20 protein-coding genes are annotated in these 16,955 nt (G+C 38.5%); 14 read left to right on the plus strand and 6 right to left on the minus strand.

Features of this window, described 5'->3' with window-relative positions; translation table 11 throughout:
• The first annotated feature begins 57 nt into the window (after positions 1-57).
• Positions 58-1,467, plus strand: a complete 1,410-nt coding sequence (locus tag PARA_RS07500; RefSeq protein WP_014065235.1) for a YcjX family protein — start codon at positions 58-60, stop codon at positions 1,465-1,467.
• A 109-nt stretch (positions 1,468-1,576) separates the two neighbouring features.
• Positions 1,577-2,137, plus strand: coding sequence for a superoxide dismutase family protein (gene sodC / locus PARA_RS07505; RefSeq protein ID WP_005695896.1), 561 nt, complete (start codon positions 1,577-1,579; stop codon positions 2,135-2,137).
• Positions 2,138-2,199: 62 nt separating this feature from the next.
• Here sodC and PARA_RS07510 read toward each other — a convergent pair whose 3' ends face one another.
• The 3 genes from PARA_RS07510 to PARA_RS07520 are packed head-to-tail and all read right to left on the minus strand — an operon-like array spanning position 2,200 to position 3,931.
• Entirely contained in the window at positions 2,200-2,478 is a 279-nt protein-coding gene (locus PARA_RS07510; RefSeq protein ID WP_014065236.1) for a heavy-metal-associated domain-containing protein, read from the minus strand.
• A gap of 9 nt (positions 2,479-2,487) precedes the next feature.
• Positions 2,488-2,850 carry a mercuric transporter MerT family protein gene (locus PARA_RS07515; protein ID WP_005695901.1) on the minus strand — a complete coding sequence of 121 codons (363 nt, stop codon included), beginning with the start codon at positions 2,848-2,850 and terminating at the stop codon, positions 2,488-2,490.
• On the minus strand, positions 2,825-3,931 hold the full coding sequence (locus tag PARA_RS07520; RefSeq protein WP_014065237.1) for a transglutaminase-like domain-containing protein: 1,107 nt from the start codon (positions 3,929-3,931) through the stop codon (positions 2,825-2,827). Before PARA_RS07520 ends, PARA_RS07515 begins: the two co-directional genes overlap by 26 nt.
• Before the next feature lie 180 nt (positions 3,932-4,111).
• On the opposite strand from PARA_RS07520, the gene PARA_RS07525 reads away from it, so the two are divergent.
• A complete protein-coding gene (locus PARA_RS07525; protein WP_014065238.1) occupies positions 4,112-5,179 on the plus strand; it encodes a TIGR01620 family protein in 1,068 nt (355 codons plus the stop codon).
• Positions 5,180-5,230: 51 nt separating this feature from the next.
• Here the strand turns inward: PARA_RS07525 and prfB are convergent.
• Together prfB and PARA_RS07535 are read right to left on the minus strand one after the other, a co-directional pair.
• Positions 5,231-6,329 (minus strand): peptide chain release factor 2 gene (gene prfB / locus PARA_RS07530; protein WP_155106197.1). Its coding sequence is split into 2 segments (ribosomal slippage): positions 5,231-6,253 and positions 6,255-6,329, totalling 1,098 coding nucleotides; the frame shifts between segments, so codons are not numbered across the junction.
• Positions 6,330-6,464: 135 nt separating this feature from the next.
• Positions 6,465-6,932, minus strand: a complete 468-nt coding sequence (locus tag PARA_RS07535) for a hypothetical protein (protein ID WP_014065240.1) — start codon at positions 6,930-6,932, stop codon at positions 6,465-6,467.
• Between the two features lie 197 nt (positions 6,933-7,129).
• On the opposite strand from PARA_RS07535, the gene dsbC reads away from it, so the two are divergent.
• From dsbC to yciH, 11 genes are all read left to right on the plus strand, one after another.
• Positions 7,130-7,816 (plus strand): bifunctional protein-disulfide isomerase/oxidoreductase DsbC, encoded by a 687-nt coding sequence (gene dsbC, locus PARA_RS07540; protein ID WP_014065241.1) that lies wholly within the window; start codon positions 7,130-7,132, stop codon positions 7,814-7,816.
• Positions 7,817-7,919: 103 nt separating this feature from the next.
• Positions 7,920-9,644, plus strand: a complete 1,725-nt coding sequence (gene recJ / locus PARA_RS07545; protein ID WP_014065242.1) for a single-stranded-DNA-specific exonuclease RecJ — start codon at positions 7,920-7,922, stop codon at positions 9,642-9,644.
• Positions 9,645-9,692: 48 nt separating this feature from the next.
• Complete coding sequence (locus PARA_RS07550; protein ID WP_155106205.1) at positions 9,693-10,364, plus strand: thiol:disulfide interchange protein DsbA/DsbL; 672 nt, start codon at positions 9,693-9,695, stop codon at positions 10,362-10,364.
• Positions 10,364-11,053 (plus strand): 5'-methylthioadenosine/adenosylhomocysteine nucleosidase, encoded by a 690-nt coding sequence (locus PARA_RS07555; protein WP_014065244.1) that lies wholly within the window; start codon positions 10,364-10,366, stop codon positions 11,051-11,053. The genes PARA_RS07550 and PARA_RS07555 overlap by 1 nt, the downstream gene beginning before the upstream one ends.
• A gap of 10 nt (positions 11,054-11,063) precedes the next feature.
• Positions 11,064-11,741: a (d)CMP kinase gene (gene cmk, locus PARA_RS07560; RefSeq protein ID WP_014065245.1), complete on the plus strand. Its 678-nt coding sequence runs from the start codon at positions 11,064-11,066 to the stop codon at positions 11,739-11,741.
• Between the two features lie 96 nt (positions 11,742-11,837).
• Positions 11,838-13,487: a 30S ribosomal protein S1 gene (gene rpsA, locus PARA_RS07565; RefSeq protein ID WP_014065246.1), complete on the plus strand. Its 1,650-nt coding sequence runs from the start codon at positions 11,838-11,840 to the stop codon at positions 13,485-13,487.
• 151 nt (positions 13,488-13,638) lie between these two features.
• Positions 13,639-13,923, plus strand: a complete 285-nt coding sequence (locus PARA_RS07570; RefSeq protein WP_005695916.1) for an integration host factor subunit beta — start codon at positions 13,639-13,641, stop codon at positions 13,921-13,923.
• A gap of 92 nt (positions 13,924-14,015) precedes the next feature.
• Entirely contained in the window at positions 14,016-14,309 is a 294-nt protein-coding gene (locus tag PARA_RS07575) for a LapA family protein (RefSeq protein ID WP_014065247.1), read from the plus strand.
• Positions 14,309-15,487: a lipopolysaccharide assembly protein LapB gene (lapB, locus tag PARA_RS07580; protein ID WP_014065248.1), complete on the plus strand. Its 1,179-nt coding sequence runs from the start codon at positions 14,309-14,311 to the stop codon at positions 15,485-15,487. Before PARA_RS07575 ends, lapB begins: the two co-directional genes overlap by 1 nt.
• A 21-nt stretch (positions 15,488-15,508) precedes the next feature.
• Positions 15,509-16,201, plus strand: coding sequence for an orotidine-5'-phosphate decarboxylase (gene pyrF / locus PARA_RS07585; protein ID WP_014065249.1), 693 nt, complete (start codon positions 15,509-15,511; stop codon positions 16,199-16,201).
• A gap of 1 nt (position 16,202) precedes the next feature.
• Positions 16,203-16,523: a stress response translation initiation inhibitor YciH gene (gene yciH, locus PARA_RS07590; protein WP_014065250.1), complete on the plus strand. Its 321-nt coding sequence runs from the start codon at positions 16,203-16,205 to the stop codon at positions 16,521-16,523.
• Positions 16,524-16,570: 47 nt separating this feature from the next.
• Here the strand turns inward: yciH and PARA_RS07595 are convergent, their stop codons facing one another.
• Positions 16,571-16,927: a SirB2 family protein gene (locus tag PARA_RS07595; protein WP_014065251.1), complete on the minus strand. Its 357-nt coding sequence runs from the start codon at positions 16,925-16,927 to the stop codon at positions 16,571-16,573.
• Between the last annotated feature and the right edge of the window lie 28 nt (positions 16,928-16,955).

The raw sequence follows: 16,955 nt of genomic DNA on the forward strand, positions 1-16,955 counted from the left end.
ATTGAGTGAATTGTAAAATATCTTGGCAAAAATGGCTAGTTATTGGATTTTTAGGATATGTTTAAATCAATTAATCGGGAAATTAATCAAATAATCAATCGTGGATTTGACCGCACTTTGCGTCTGGCTGTGACAGGGCTAAGTCGAAGCGGTAAAACGGCTTTTATTACGAGTTTGATTAATCAATTGTTACATATTAATCAAGAGGGAAATGCTCATCTTCCTTTATTTGAGGCTGCTCGAAATCAATCTATTTTAGCGGTAAAACGTGTTCCTCAGCAGGATTTAAGTATTCCACGTTTTGATTATGAAGCGAATCTCAATGATTTAATGAATAATCCACCACAGTGGTGCCAATCTACTCGAGGCGTAAGTGAAACACGCCTTGCTATTCGTTTTGAACGCCAATCGGGCTTACTTCGCCATTTTAAAGAACGTGGCACATTATATTTGGATATTTTTGATTATCCTGGTGAATGGCTATTAGATTTACCTTTGCTGAATTTAGATTTTCAACAATGGTCATTTGAACAAGCCAAAATTACATCAGGTATTCGCCAGCAGTTTGCTCAAGATTGGTTGGATAAACTGAAAAAGCTCGACCTAAGTGCGGTCGTCAATGAAGATGTTTTAGCGCAGATTGCAAAATCTTATACCGATTATTTGCTTGCCTGCAAAGCAGAAGGAATGCAATTTATTCAACCTGGCCGATTTGTCTTGCCTGGGGAATTAGAAGGCGCACCTGTATTACAATTTTTCCCGTTATTGCATTTGTCGGAAGAACAATGGTCAAAACTGAAAAGAGAGGCGAAATCCAATAGCTATTTTGCCGTGTTGAATAAGCGATATGATTATTATCGTAATAAGGTGGTGAAAGGCTTTTATGAAAATTATTTTTCTACTTTTGATCGCCAAGTGATTTTAGCCGATTGCTTAACTCCACTAAATCATAGCCAACAAGCTTTTATCGATATGCAAACAGGGCTTAATCAGCTTTTCAAAAATTTCCATTATGGGAAGCGCAATTTACTTAATCGTTTGTTTTCCCCGAATATTGATAAGTTAATGTTTGTGGCAACAAAAGCCGATCATATCACAACCGATCAAATTCAAAACTTAATTAGCCTTATGCGTCAATTGGTGCAAGAGGGCGGTCGTCATGTTGAATTTGAAGGGATTGATACAGAATACACGGCAATTGCTGCGATTCGAGCGACAAAACAAGTTTTAGTTAATCAAAACGGTAAACAAATCAAAGCTATTCAAGGAGTGCGTTCTGTAGATAAGCAACTTATTACGCTTTATCCGGGGTCTGTACCAAGTAAACTACCTAGTGCAGAGTTCTGGTCAAAACAATCTTTTGATTTTGATTCCTTTGAACCTCAAGTTTTACAACAGGGTGAAAGCATCCCGCATTTAAGAATGGATGCAGTTTTACAGTTTTTATTGGCGGATAGGTTTGATTGATAGAAAAATCAAATCGATTTAATTGTCAAATACTTAATATAAACCACTATTTTTTTATTGGTATTTAGGTAGAATTAATTTGAGTCTTTCTAAAGTAAAGGAGCTTATGATGAAAATGAAAACTCTCTTAGCATTAGCAATCAGCGGAATTTGTGCTGCTGGCGTGGCAAATGCACATGACCATATGGCAAAACCAGCAGGTCCTTCAATCGAAGTAAAAGTACAACAATTAGATCCTGCAAATGGTAACAAGGATGTAGGGACTGTAACCATTACTGAATCAAATTATGGTTTAGTGTTTACACCAAATCTACAAGGTTTAGCTGAAGGTTTACATGGTTTCCACATTCATGAAAATCCAAGCTGTGATCCAAAAGAAAAAGACGGTAAATTAACAGCAGGTTTAGCGGCTGGCGGTCACTGGGATCCTAAAGGCGCAAAACAACACGGTTACCCATGGCAAGATGATGCTCACTTAGGTGACTTACCGGCTTTAACTGTATTACATGATGGTACAGCAACTAACCCTGTTTTAGCGCCACGTCTTAAAAAATTAGATGAAGTTCGTGGTCATTCTATTATGATTCACGCGGGCGGTGATAACCACTCAGATCATCCAGCTCCACTTGGCGGTGGCGGCCCACGTATGGCATGTGGCGTGATTAAATAAGTCGATTCTTAAAGATAAAAAAGTGCGGTCAATTTTGACCGCACTTTTATTTTTTTACCACTTTACTTAACTACTTCCGCCGTATATTCCAATTTATGAATCGCATGAATCAATTGCTCATCAGAAACTTTCGGATCTTCTACAACAGTCACAGTTCTATCTTTAATGGAGGCTTTAGTGGAAATCACGCCATCAATATTACGTAATTCTTTATTCACCAAATAAGCACAAAGCTGGCAGTTCATTTCATTCACTTTTAGCACAACTTGCTTTGTTTCTTCCGCCTGAGCGGCAGAGAAGATGAATAATGAAAGCAAAAGTGCGGTCGTTAATTTCTTCATTTTTTGTTCCTAATTAGAAAGCTCTAAAATCCACGGTAAAATGGTTGGATAAGTTAAGAAAAAGAGCATGACGATAAATACAATCCAGTACAAAACAATAAGCTTTTTACGGGAAATGTATTTGCTGCAAATGATTTTTTTGGAAAACATCAATAACCAAAAGCCGTAGGCAAAGGCGCATAATGAAACGATAAGCATAGGAATGCGTAAATAATCATATTCACCCAAGCCAATCAACCATGTAGATGACACGCCAAATACTAAATAGATTAAAGGCGCAATGCAGCACAAAGTTGATGCCACCGCAGCACTTAGCGCGGTGGCAATCGCAACCCAAAAAGATTTATTAGAGCTTTTTAGAGATGTAGTCATATTTAAATTCTTTCGGATCAAAGGAATTTAGCGGGTCACCACCGACTTCGGCATACGGATAGCCAAAGTTGTTGAGTGGGGCAAGTTCTGGCTGTGGATATAAATCGAAGTCACGCGCATGATTAAATCCTACCCAGTTTGCTTCCCAGTTACCGAATAAGTATTTGGCAACGGCTTGTGTATCCTGATCATCAACCGATTTTTTCTCTGCTAAACGCATTTTTGCCACGTCTGCAGAATCAACAGGCACCCAGCCGAATCCCGCAAGATAGAACTCAGCACGACAATGCTGACCACCACTTACGTTTGCTACGCCATGTTCGTCCGCACTACCGAATGCACCTTTGGAATATTTGCCCATTTTATCCGCTGCACCTAAACGAATACCGAAAATTTCACGAGCAGGAATACCGCTGGCACGAGCAAGAGCAACGAAAACAGAGTTAATATCGGTACATTTACCTTTTAACACACCAGTGGTTAGAATTTTTTCTACATCGCCATCACCACAGCCTAGAACAGAATTGTCACGTTCCATATTGTTGACGATCCATTGGTGAATCAACTCAGCTTTTTTCAATGGATTGGTTTCAGTGCCCACAATTTTATCGGCGAACTGTTTCGCAATGCCATCAGTTTTAATATGTTGAGTCGGTTTTAAATATTCTTGTACATCAACAGAATAGTGAATGTCTTTTGGTGGCTTGTAATTCGTCAACGCACCTTTAACCATAGGTTCACGATCTTTGGTTTCAATCACCATAGTGATTTTTAAATCGCGTTTTTGTGCATCTTTATCCCAAGTCGCAAAGAGCGTTTTAGCACCATATTTGTTGTTTTCTGTTACATAGGCATCCAAATAGTTACCTTCAAAATGGATAGATTTTACCTGTTGATACTCGCCATTAAACGGTAAAGGCACCCACAGGTTCGTTTGTCCTTGCGAACCTTTTGGTGCAACTAAGTCATAAGTTTGAGTGAATTCATACAGATGAGAATCGGTATTGTAGTTTGGAATGTCGGTATTGGCATAAGCCATGGAACATGCGGAGAGCACCGCAGTGGCGATAAGTTTCTTCATGAAAAGATCCTTCTAGTTAGTTAACAGTTAAAACTTAACACATTAGATAAACTAATTGTGGACATGACTATAGTAGCTCATTTTATTTTCTAGTCAATATTGCTTTTTTATTTCAGCCATTTAAGATTTGCTAAAGAAATTCGAAGTAAAATACCATTTCTATTTTTATTGGAAAGAATAATGACAAAACAAATTTTCACACAATCTCAACAACCAGAAGAACAAGAAATTCTGCCTAAGCAGGAATTTTATAATGTTGAAACAACCATCGATAATGAACCTTTAGAAGGAGAGTTGTTGGACGAGCAATTTGAACAAATAGTGAAGCCAAAAGCGAGTGGTTGGAAAACAGCTTTAAAATTGACCGCACTTTTGTTTTTAGGGGCGACGGTTGCGCAATCTGTTCAATGGATTTGGGATAGTTATCAAAACCAACAATGGATTTACCTTGCTTTCGCCTTGGTGAGTTTTGTTGTGGTGATGTTTGGTTTATCTGAAATCATCGCAGAATGGCGACGTTTGGTGAAACTCAAAAAACGGTTGAATCTACAAGAACAAAGTCAGCGATTAATAGGTGAAAGTGCGGTTAAAAATCATCAAGTTTTTTCAGAACAGGATAGTGAGCAAGGAAAAGCCTTGTGTTTATCGATTGCCGATACCTTAAAATTGGATTCGCAACATCCCTCAATTGTCCAATGGGAAAAACAGCTGAATGAAAGTTATTCTGCTCGTGAAGTTACTCATTTATTCAGTAAGACAGTGTTACAGTCTTTTGATCAAAAAGCGAAAAAACTGATTACGAAAATGTCGGCAGAATCCGCTGTGATTGTGGCAATTAGTCCTTTAGCTGTGATTGATATGTTTTTTATTGCTTGGCGCAATATTCGTTTAATCAATAAAATTGCAGCGATTTATGGGATTGAGCTTGGGTATTTTACCCGTCTTCGTTTGCTCAGAATGGTATTGGTGAATCTTGCTTTTGCCGGTGCGACTGAAATCGTGCAAGATTTAGGGATGGATTGGCTTTCGCAAGATATTACCGCAAAACTTTCTGCACGAGCAGCACAGGGAATTGGCGTGGGATTATTGACAGCTCGATTGGGTATTAAGGCTATGGAGTTTTGTCGTCCACTGGCATTTGAAAAGTCGGAAAAACCAAAACTTTCTCATGTGCAAAAAGAATTGCTGACGGTGATGAAAGATACAGTGCTAGGCAAGAATAAAATGAAAGAAAAAGAAGAGTTGTAATAAAAAAGTGCGGTTAAAATTGACCGCACTTTTTTTGTATAAAAGAGATGATTAAAGCCCTGCTTTCAAGCTTGCCTCAATAAAGCGATCGAGATCGCCATCTAGTACGGCTTGTGTATTACGATTTTCAACGCCTGTGCGGAGATCCTTAATGCGCGCATCATCTAGTACATAAGAACGAATTTGGCTGCCCCAACCGATATCCGATTTATTATCTTCCATCGCTTGTTTATCCGCATTTTTCTTTTGTAACTCAAGCTCATACAATTTCGCTTTTAACTGCTTCATGGCTTGATCTTTATTTTTGTGTTGAGAACGATCGTTTTGACATTGCACGACAATTCCACTTGGCATGTGAGTAATACGCACCGCACTTTCAGTTTTATTGACGTGCTGACCACCCGCACCAGATGCACGATAAACGTCAATACGTAAATCGGCCGGATTGATTTCAATATCAATATCGTCATCAATTTCAGGATAAACGAAAGCTGCTGCAAATGATGTATGGCGACGGTTATTAGAGTCAAATGGGCTTTTGCGCACTAAACGATGGATACCGGTTTCTGTGCGTAACCAACCGAAAGCGTATTCACCACTGACACGAATCGTCGCTGATTTTAAACCCGCCACATCACCATCGGATACTTCCATTAATTCAGTTTTAAAACCTTTACTTTCAGCCCAACGAAGGTACATGCGAAGTAACATTTCCGTCCAGTCTTGTGCTTCTGTACCACCTGAACCGGCTTGTAAATCGACATAGCAATCGCACGCATCGTGTTCACCGCTAAACATACGGCGGAATTCTAATTTTGCGAGTTGTTGTTCAAGCTCATCTAATTCGGCAACAGCTTCATTGAAGGTCTCTTCATCCTCAGCTTCAACGGCTAATTCAAGAAGCCCTTCAACATCTTCTAAACCTTGTTCTAAATTTTTGATGGTATCAACCACTTGTTCAAGTGAAACGCGTTCTTTCCCAAGCGCTTGGGCTTTTTCGGGTTCGTTCCACACATCAGGTTGTTCTAATTCGGCATTAACTTCTTCTAAACGCTCGACTTTTGCGTCGAAGTCAAAGATACCCCCGAAGCACAGAAGTGCGCTCGGAAAGGTTGGTGATTTTGCTTTTGATTGGATTGATTTCGAACATAATAACTAAGTTTTTAAGCTAAATGGGAGATGGATTATAAAGGATATGCTTAGGGTTGGGTAGATTATAGAGAAACAAAAAACCTTATTTATTTCTGAAATAAATAAGGTTTAAGTATGATTAAAAAGAATGAAATTATTCAGCAGGGAATTTTTCTTCTAATTGTTCTGCTAATTTGTCAATTGCATCATCCTTTTGGTTTGCTTTTGCGACAGCTTCAGGAACTTTACCAGCATTGTCAAGAGATGGTGATTTTACTTGAGACAAAATTAGTTGGGCCACTTCTTTTTCAGCATCTACGTATTCTTTATACATAGAAACAAGTGGTGAAACTTCTTCACTTTTAATTCCCAATGCTTCCAATTCTGCCACATTTTCTGCTGCTTGTTTATCAAATGCTGCAACAGCCGCTTCAGTTTCGGTCGCATTGCTATTTGCAGATGCAACAGAAATTGCATCAAAACTTGCTTCAAGTTTTTTACTTGCTGTTTCTTCCCACGCTTGAAACTTTTTCACTTCTTCAGCTTGTTGAGATGCAGCAAATGCACTGATAGAAGTGAAAGTTAATGCTGCGATAGCTGTCATTTTTAATAAATTTTTCATTGAGATAACCTCTTTTGAATAAAATAAAATTTGTACCCCTACATGGGTACGTTGCGCATTGTAAAAAAAATGTAGTGATTTCGTCAACTATTTAATTGAGGTTTTTAGTTGGTTATTTTTAGGAATAACAATTTTGCATAAATTCTCAATTACTTTATAATTTGCGCTTATTTTCATAAATTTAGGAACAAAGAAATATGAAGAAATTACTGACCGCACTTTTAATCACAGCTTCTGCCACTGCAATGGCGACTGATGCTGAGATTAAATCGAAGCTACAGGCATTAGGTGCGAAAAATATTGAAGTGAAAGATTCACCGGTAAAAGGCCTTAAAACAGCCGTGACTGATCAAGGCATTTTATATGTGAGCGAAAATGGTCAATATGTTTTGCAAGGCAAAATGTATGAATTAACAAATAAAGGCCCAGTTGATGTGGCAGGTAAACTTTTAGCGGATAAAGTGAATGCGTTAAAAAACGAAATGATCATTTATCCGGCAAAAAATGAAAAATATGTTGTGACCGTATTCATGGATATTACTTGCCATTATTGCCATATCCTTCATCAACAAGTGAAAGAATATAATGATTTAGGTATTACTGTTCGTTATCTTGCATTCCCACGTGCCGGAATGAATGAAACTGCTCGCCAAATGGAAGCAATTTGGACATCGAAAGATCCTGTATTTGCATTGAACGAAGCAGAAAAAGGTAACTTACCGAAAGAATTGAAAACGCCTAACATTGTGAAAAGACACTATGATTTAGGTGTACAACTCGGCGTACAAGGTACACCAAGTATTGTGACTTCAACAGGTGAAGTGCTTGGCGGATATTTAAAACCTCATGATTTATTAGCTGTGTTACAAGAATCTGCACAATAATTGTTAGTAGTGGGGGCGTATGATATACGCCCTTTAAATATTCATATCATCAAAGCACATATCAAATGTTCCTTTAGGTGATAATTTTAAATAACAAAACACCGTGAAAAAACTCATCAAACGTCGTGAAATTCCTGCCGGAAATTCTGTTTCAGATAATGCATTACTCGATCGTCTCTATCGTTCTCGCCATATTAAAAACAGCCAAGAATTAGACCGCACTTTGCAATCAATGCTGAATCCCAATCAATTACACGGCATTCAACAAGCCGTAGATTTATTGGTTAATGCTTATCAACAGCAACAAAAGATTGTTATTGTCGGTGATTTTGATGCAGACGGGGCAACCAGTACGGCACTTTCAGTATTAGCTTTGCGTATGCTTGGCTTTACTGATGTGGAATACCTTGTACCGAATCGTTTTGAGCAAGGCTATGGTTTGAGTGTACCCGTTGCTGAAATGGCAATGGAAAAAGACGTGCAGTTATTAATGACGGTGGATAACGGGGTATCGTCTTTTGAGGGAGTGGCATATTTAAAAGAGCAGGGTGTGAAGGTGTTGATTACCGATCATCACTTGCCACCAGAAATACTGCCGAATGCTGATGCCATTGTTAATCCAAATTTGCAACAATGTGGTTTCCCTTCAAAATGTTTAGCCGGTGTAGGCGTAGCGTTTTATTTAATGCTCGCTTTGCGTGCCAAATTTCGCGAGTTGGGCATTTTTACGGCAGAAACACAACCTAATTTTACTGAATTACTGGATTTAGTTGCGCTCGGCACGATTGCAGACGTTGTTCCCCTTGATCAAAATAACCGTATTTTAGCCCATCAAGGGTTGATGAGAATTCGTGCGAAACGTTGTCGACCAGGAATTATTGCTCTCGCTGAAGTGGCTAATCGAGAAGTCGAAAAACTTTGCTCGGCTGATTTGGGCTTTGCGATTGCACCACGTTTAAATGCTGCGGGCCGATTAGATAATATGTCTGTTGGTGTAGAGTTATTACTTGCAGAAAGTATGCAAGAGGCAAGAGCACAAGCCTTGGATTTGGACAGCTTGAATCAGGCTAGAAAAGAAATTGAGCAAGGCATGAAGTTAGAAGCCTTAGAAATTTGCCGAAATCTCACCGCACTTTCTGATGAATTACCGATGGGGATAGCTTTATTCCAGCCAGATTGGCATCAAGGTGTATTAGGTATTGTGGCTTCTCGAATCAAAGATCAATACCATCGACCAGTCATTGCTTTTGCACAAGATCAAGAAGGCATTTTAAAAGGTTCTGCTCGTTCAATTGAAGGCTTGCATATGCGCGATGTATTAGAGCGTATTCATTCCCAACATCCGGATATGATTTTAAAATTTGGCGGTCATGCCATGGCAGCAGGATTAAGCATTAAAGAAAGCTTTTTCCCTGATTTTCAAAAGATTTTTAATCAAACGGTGCAAGATTGGTTAAATGAAGATCAATTACAAGGTGTGATTTGGACGGATGGCGAACTTCAAGCAAATGAATTTAGTATTGAAACAGCAGAAGTGATAAAATCTGGCGGGCCTTGGGGACAAGCTTTTCCTGAGCCTGTTTTTGATGGCGAATTTAAAATTTTTGAGCAACGTGCAATCGGACAAAATCAAAATCATTTAAAAATGCTTGTTGAGCCTAAAAATGGTGGTCCATTATTAGATGCCATTGCGTTTAATATCGATACTCGGTATTATCCCGATTTGTCGATTAAGCAGGCAAAATTTGCTTATAAGTTAGAAATTAATGAGTTTCGTGGAAATCGAAACCTCCAATTATTAGTCGATTATATTGAACCAATTGGTTAATTTATGAAAAAAGTTTGGCAGAATAAATTATTAAAAGGATCCTTTGCAATGATATTGCTGAGTGTGACAAATGTCGCATTCGGTGAAGTCAATGCAAAGGATTTTTCTGCCAAAAATTCACCGCACTTACCACCAGCAAATGTGGCACAGTTTGAAGATGGTCGAGATTATTTTTCATATCAAGAACCCATTGAACAAGCTAAAAGAAATGATCGTAAAATTCCTATCCAATTTTTCTTTGATTACGATTGCCGAGTTTGTTCTTCAGCTCAAGATATTTTGCAACTTTATAGCCAAATTCGTCCAAATAAAGTGGCATTAGAAGAACATCCCGTTGCTACAAATGAAGCTAAATTTTCAGCCACAATATTCTATACATTACAGCGTTTAAAAGTGGGTGAGTTATCAGATGTGTTGTTATTTGAAACCTCTGAAAAAGCACGCTATACCGAATTATCCACATTAGATAAGATGCGTGAATGGGTTGTCTCACAAGGGATTAGTAAAACTGAATTTAATAAAGTTGTCCATTCCAAAGAAGTGAAAGAGGATGTGAGTAACGCCATTTATTTGACAGAAGAATATGGTGTCTTTACTTTCCCTTATGTGGTTGTGGGCGGAAAATATGTTCTCACCGCGAGTACGCTCTATAACGATGATTATGGCGTAGCAGTATTAGATTTCTTAGTGAGTAAACTCGAACAAGAAAGGAAAAAATAATGAAAATCGGGATTGTTGGTGCAATGGCACAAGAAGTGGAAATTTTATCCCAATTAATGACAGATAAAAAAGAAACAAAAGTGGCAAGTGCGGTCATTTTTGAAGGCAAAATTAATGGTAAAGAAGTCGCATTATTGCAATCAGGGATTGGTAAAGTTGCGGCAGCTATTGGCACTACCGCTTTATTACAATTAGCTAAACCTGATGTGGTTTTAAATACAGGCTCAGCAGGTGGTGTGGCAAAAGGCTTAAAGGTAGGAGATATCGTTATTTCCGATGAAACCAGCTATCACGATGCTGATGTGACGGCATTTGGCTATGAAAAAGGTCAGTTACCTGCGAATCCAGCGGCTTTTCTTTCAGATAAAAAATTAGCGGATTTAGCAGACGAAATTGCCCAATCACAAGGGCAAAATGTGAAACGTGGTTTAATTTGTTCGGGCGATAGCTTTATTAATAGCGAAGAAAAAATTGCTCAAATTAAAGCGGATTTCCCCAATGTGACAGCAGTAGAAATGGAAGCCACAGCAATTGCACAAGTTTGTCATGCCTTTAACGTACCGTTTGTAGTCGTTCGAGCCATTTCAGATGCAGGCGATGGCGAAGCGAGTATGTCATTTGAAGAATTTCTCCCACTTGCAGCTAAACAATCCTCGGCATTAGTGTTGGGCATGATAGAAAGATTATAAGAGGTAATATATGGGGATAATCATCACCGTTGATGGCCCAAGCGGAGCAGGGAAAGGAACACTTTGTTACGCGTTGGCAGAAAAGTTAGGTTTTACCTTATTAGATAGTGGCGCTATTTATCGCGTGACGGCATTGGCTGCACTGAAACGCCATGCAGACTTAACCGATGAAGAGGGATTAGCGGAGTTAGCGCGTCATTTAGATATTCAGTTCATTCCAAAGAATGGAGAAGTCAATGTGCTTCTTGGAGGGATGGATGTGAGTCATTTAATCCGTACGCAAGAAGTGGCGGAAGCCGCCTCAAAAGTGGCGGTTTTCCCAAAAGTGCGGTCTGCTTTACTGCAACTTCAGCAGGATTTTAGCAAAAATGATGGCCTGATTGCTGATGGGCGAGATATGGGGACCGTGGTTTTCCCAAATGCACAAGTTAAACTGTTTTTAGATGCAAGTGCGGAAGAACGTGCAAAAAGACGCTATAAACAGTTGCAAAATAAGGGAATTAATGGTAACTTTGCACAGATTTTAGCCGAGATACAAGAACGCGATTTTCGCGATAGAAATCGTGAGGTTGCGCCATTGAAACCGGCTGACGATGCTTTATTGTTAGATAGTACAACATTGAGTATTGATGAAGTCATTGCTCAAGCGTTGGATTATATTCAACAAAAAGCGTCAATTTCGATTTAACTGTTTATTCAAGGAAGAATAGACATTTATCCTCAACCCCGCATTTTATGGATCTTAATGTGGATGTTATTAACTTAAATTAAGAAGATTATTTATATGTCAGAATCTTTTGCTCAACTCTTTGAAGAATCATTAAAAGGCCTTGAAACCCGTCAAGGTTCAATCGTTAGCGGTACTGTTGTTGCTATTCAAAAAGGCTTTGTACTTGTTGATGCAGGCTTAAAATCTGAATCTGCAATTCCTGTTGCTGAATTCCAAAACGCTCAAGGTGAACTTGAAGTTAAAGTTGGCGACACAGTAAACGTAGCTTTAGATGCAGTTGAAGATGGTTACGGCGAAACTAAACTTTCTCGTGAGAAAGCTGTTCGTCACGAATCTTGGATTGAATTAGAAAAAGCTTACGAAGAAAAAGCGACCGTTATCGGTTTAATCAACGGTAAAGTGAAAGGCGGTTTCACAGTTGAGTTAAACGGTGTTCGTGCATTCTTACCTGGTTCATTAGTTGATACACGTCCTGCGCGTGAAGCTGATCACCTACTTGGTAAAGAATTAGAATTCAAAGTAATCAAATTAGATCAAAAACGTAACAACGTTGTAGTTTCTCGTCGTGCAGTGATCGAATCTGAAAACAGCCAAGAACGTGAACAAATCCTTGAGAACCTAGCTGAAGGTTCAGAAGTTAAAGGTATCGTTAAAAACTTAACTGACTACGGTGCATTCGTAGATTTAGGTGGCGTTGACGGTTTATTACACATCACTGATATGGCTTGGAAACGTGTTAAACACCCAAGCGAAATCGTGAATGTAGGCGACGAAGTAACTGTTAAAGTATTAAAATTTGACAAAGATCGTACTCGCGTATCTTTAGGCTTAAAACAATTAGGTCAAGATCCTTGGGTTGCTATCGCTGAAAACCACCCAGTAAACAGCAAATTAACTGGTAAAGTAACTAACTTAACTGACTACGGTTGTTTCGTTGAAATCTTAGATGGTGTTGAAGGTTTAGTTCACGTTTCTGAAATGGATTGGACTAACAAAAACATCCACCCATCTAAAGTTGTAAGCCTTGGCGATACAGTTGAAGTAATGGTATTAGAAGTTGACGAAGAGCGTCGTCGTATTTCTTTAGGTTTAAAACAATGCAAACCTAACCCATGGACTCAATTCGCTGAAACTCACAACAAAGGCGACAAAGTTACTGGTAAAATTAAATCAATCACTGATTTCGGTATCTTCATCGGTCTTGAAGGTGGTATCGACGGTTTAGTTCACTTATCTGACATTTCTTGGAATGTTGCAGGTGAAGAAGCAGTTCGCAACTACAAAAAAGGTGATGAAGTATCTGCAGTAGTATTAGCAGTAGATGCAGTGAAAGAACGAATTTCTTTAGGTATCAAACAACTTGAAGATGATCCATTCAACAACTTCGTAGCAAACACCAAAAAAGGTGCTGTAGTTTCTGCAACTGTTGTTGAAGCTGACGCTAAAGGTGCTAAAGTTGAATTAGCAGGTGGCGTTGAAGGTTATATCCGTGCAGCAGACTTAACAAACGAAGTTGCAGCAGGTGATGTAGTTGAAGCGAAATACACTGGTGTTGATCGTAAAGCTCGTATCGTTCACTTATCTGTAAAAGCGAAAGATCAAGCTGAAGAAGCAGCTGCAGTTGCAAACGTGAATAATAAACAAGAAGATGTTGCTATTCCAAACGCAATGGCTGAAGCTTTCAAAGCAGCTAAAGGTGAATAATTAATTCACATGAATAAGGCTGGGTCATTGACTCAGCCTTATTATTACCAGCTATAATTAACAAGGATTTAGCGGTAATTTATTATGAACTAATGCATTACCTGTAAGTCTTAATAACAAGTTTAAGTACAAATTTAAAGGAGAGTTGACGATGACTAAATCTGAACTAATTGAAAATCTATCAACAAAGCACCCAACTTTATCCGCAAAAGAAGTAGAAGGTATTGTAAAGGATATTCTTGAACTCATTGCACAATCTTTAGAAGAAGGTAATCGTATTGAAGTACGTGGTTTTGGTAGCTTCTCTTTACACCATCGTCAACCGCGAGTGGGCCGTAATCCTAAAACTGGTGATTCTGTAAAATTAGATGCTAAATCTGTACCGCACTTTAAAGCGGGTAAAGAATTAAAAGATCGCGTAAATGTTTTTGCTTAAACATTCAATCGATATCAATAAAACGACACTTAGGTGTCGTTTTTTATTACAAATTTTGGCATAATGAAACTATTCTTAACAAGGAGATTGTGATGATTAAATATATTCTCGGACTCATTATTGTGCTAGCTATCGTAATCGTTGCGGTAACTATAGGGGCGAATAATGATCAAGTAATCACCTTTAACTACATTGTTGCTGAAAGCCAATTCCAACTTTCAACGTTAGTCGCGATTTTATTTGGTTTTGGATTAATTTTAGGTTGGTTAATTACCGGATTCTTCTACTTAAAATTAAAATTCAAAAATATGTCGTTAGCGCGTCAAGTTAAACGTCAAACATTACAAATTAACGAATTAACGACTACTCGCGATAAGGCAGCATAATGCTTGAATTACTCTTTCTGCTTCTGCCAATAGCCGCCGCTTACGGTTGGTATATGGGGCATCGGAGTGCCAAGAAAGATCAGGAAGATGTTAGTAATAAACTCTCCCGTGATTATGTCACGGGGGTCAATTTTTTGCTTTCTAATCAAACGGATAAAGCTGTTGATTTGTTTCTTGATATGTTGCAAAAACAAGAAACAGAAAATGAAATTGAAAGCAACTCACAATTTGAAGCTGAGCTAACACTCGGTAACCTTTTCCGTTCTCGAGGCGAAGTGGATCGTGCCTTACGGATCCATCAAGCGCTCGATCGTAGTCCCAATTATTCTTTCGAACAAAAATTATTAGCTAAACAGCAACTTGCCAAAGATTTCATGACGGTGGGTTTTTATGACCGTGCTGAAGCCCTTTATATTATTATGGTAGATGAGCCAGAGTTTGCAGAAAATGCACTGCAACAGCTTTTGGTGATTTATCAAAAAACAAAAGAATGGAAAAAAGCCGTTAATATCGCAGAGAAGCTTGCCAAGATCTCACCCAAAGAAAATAATGTGGAATTAGCACAATGTTATTGTGAATATGCCTTAAGCGGTGAACTTGAAAGTGCGGACGAAAAACGCAGTATTTTACAAAAAGCGCTGAATGTATCTCCAACCAGTGTGAGAGCATCAATGTTGCTTGCTGATTTAGAAATGGCTAATAAAAACTATCGTCAAGCCATTCAGTTTTTAGAGAATATTCTTGATCAAAATCCAATTTATATTGGTGAAGTGCTGAAAACGCTCAAATATTGTTATGATGAATTAGGGGAGAGAGATAACTTTGAGTTATTTCTAATTAGAGCCAGTCAGCAGGTTAACAATACAAAAGTCGATTTAATGTTAGCAAGCGTGATTGAAGAGAAAGATGGCAAGAGTGCCGCTCAATCAAAGCTTTATCAACAACTAACCAAAAATCCAAGTACATCTATTTTCCACCGTTTTATTCAATTCCAAATTGATGATGCAGAGGAAGGGCGAGGTAAAGAAAGCTTAATTTTGCTACATAAAATGGTCGGTGAGAGAATTAAGCAAGGCTTTGGTTATCGTTGCTCAAATTGCGGTTATCAAACCCATAAATTAATGTGGAATTGTCCTTCTTGCAAACAGTGGGAATCCATCAAACCAGAACATAATTAATTGACACAGTGAGGTAAAATTATGAATAGCAAAGTAATCGTTGCATTGGATTACGAAACGGAAGCGCAAGCGCTATCCCTCGTGGATCAAATTGATCCAAGCTTATGCCGCTTAAAAGTGGGTAAAGAAATGTTTACCACACTGGGAACAAATTTTGTTAAGCAATTACACGAGCGCCAATTTGATGTTTTCCTCGATCTTAAATTTCATGATATTCCTAATACTGTGGCAAGAGCAGTGCGTTCTGCGGCTGATTTAGGGGTATGGATGGTTGATGTCCATGCTAGCGGTGGTCTGAAAATGATGGAAGAGGCGAAGAAAATTCTTGAACCTTATGGAAAAGATGCGCCTTTATTAATTGCTGTAACGGTATTGACCAGTATGGAAGATTTGGATTTATTACAAATCGGTATTAACTCTTCACCACTTGAGCATGTATTACGTCTTGCGCATTTAACACAGCGTGCGGGATTAGATGGAGTTGTTTGTTCACCACAAGAAGTGGAGATTTTACGTAATACTTGTGGTCCTGATTTTAAATTAGTCACGCCAGGGATTCGTCCAATTGGAAGTGATTTTGGCGATCAACGTCGCGTTATGACACCTGCAGCGGCTATTCGTTCTGGTTCTGATTATTTAGTAATTGGTCGCCCAATAACTCAAGCTGAAAATCCAGCAGAAGTGCTTCGTTCAATTAATTCATCACTTTCGTAATATGACAGAGAGTACTTTAGTTTATTCTACCGAAATCGGTCGAATTAAAGCGCAAAAACAGCCGGTACAACGCCCTAAAGGTGATGGTGTGGTTCGCATCCAAAAACAAACCAGTGGTCGAAAAGGTGCGGGCGTCTCAGTGATTACTGGGCTCGATTTATCTGATGATGAATTGAAAAAGTTAGCGGCTGAACTTAAAAAACGTTGTGGTTGTGGTGGTTCAGTTAAAGACGGCAATATTGAGATTCAAGGCGAAAAACGTGATTTACTAAAACAACTTTTAGAACAAAAAGGGTTTAAAGTAAAATTAGCGGGTGGCTAATATAAAACAAAAAATCCATCTTCAATTGAAGATGGATTTTTTTATGATTAACTTTCCATGAAGTCTGGTTGGTAAGCAAAGAAAATTGCACCCAAGAAACTTAATACAGCAAATGCCAGAAATGCATTGTTTGGATTGACTGCTTTACGACTAAAATATTTAGCTGAGAAGAAGATATAAAGCACAAGCATGATGATTTTCATGATGAGCCAGCTTTGTAACTGATAACCGACCAAGAAGAAAATCGTTAAGCCACTTGCAATTAAAAGTGTATCCACTAAGTGCGGTAAAATTTTTAGTAGTTTAATCGCTCGCCAATCTTTCCCACTTAATTGCATTCCCCCACGGATAATTAATAATCCCAAACTTAAAAATGCACAAACAATGTGCAAATAAACTAACATAGTCACTCCTGAATAAAAATGTGGTAGA

It is taken from the genome of Haemophilus parainfluenzae T3T1 (assembly GCF_000210895.1).
GTDB lineage: Bacteria > Pseudomonadota > Gammaproteobacteria > Enterobacterales > Pasteurellaceae > Haemophilus_D > Haemophilus_D parainfluenzae_A.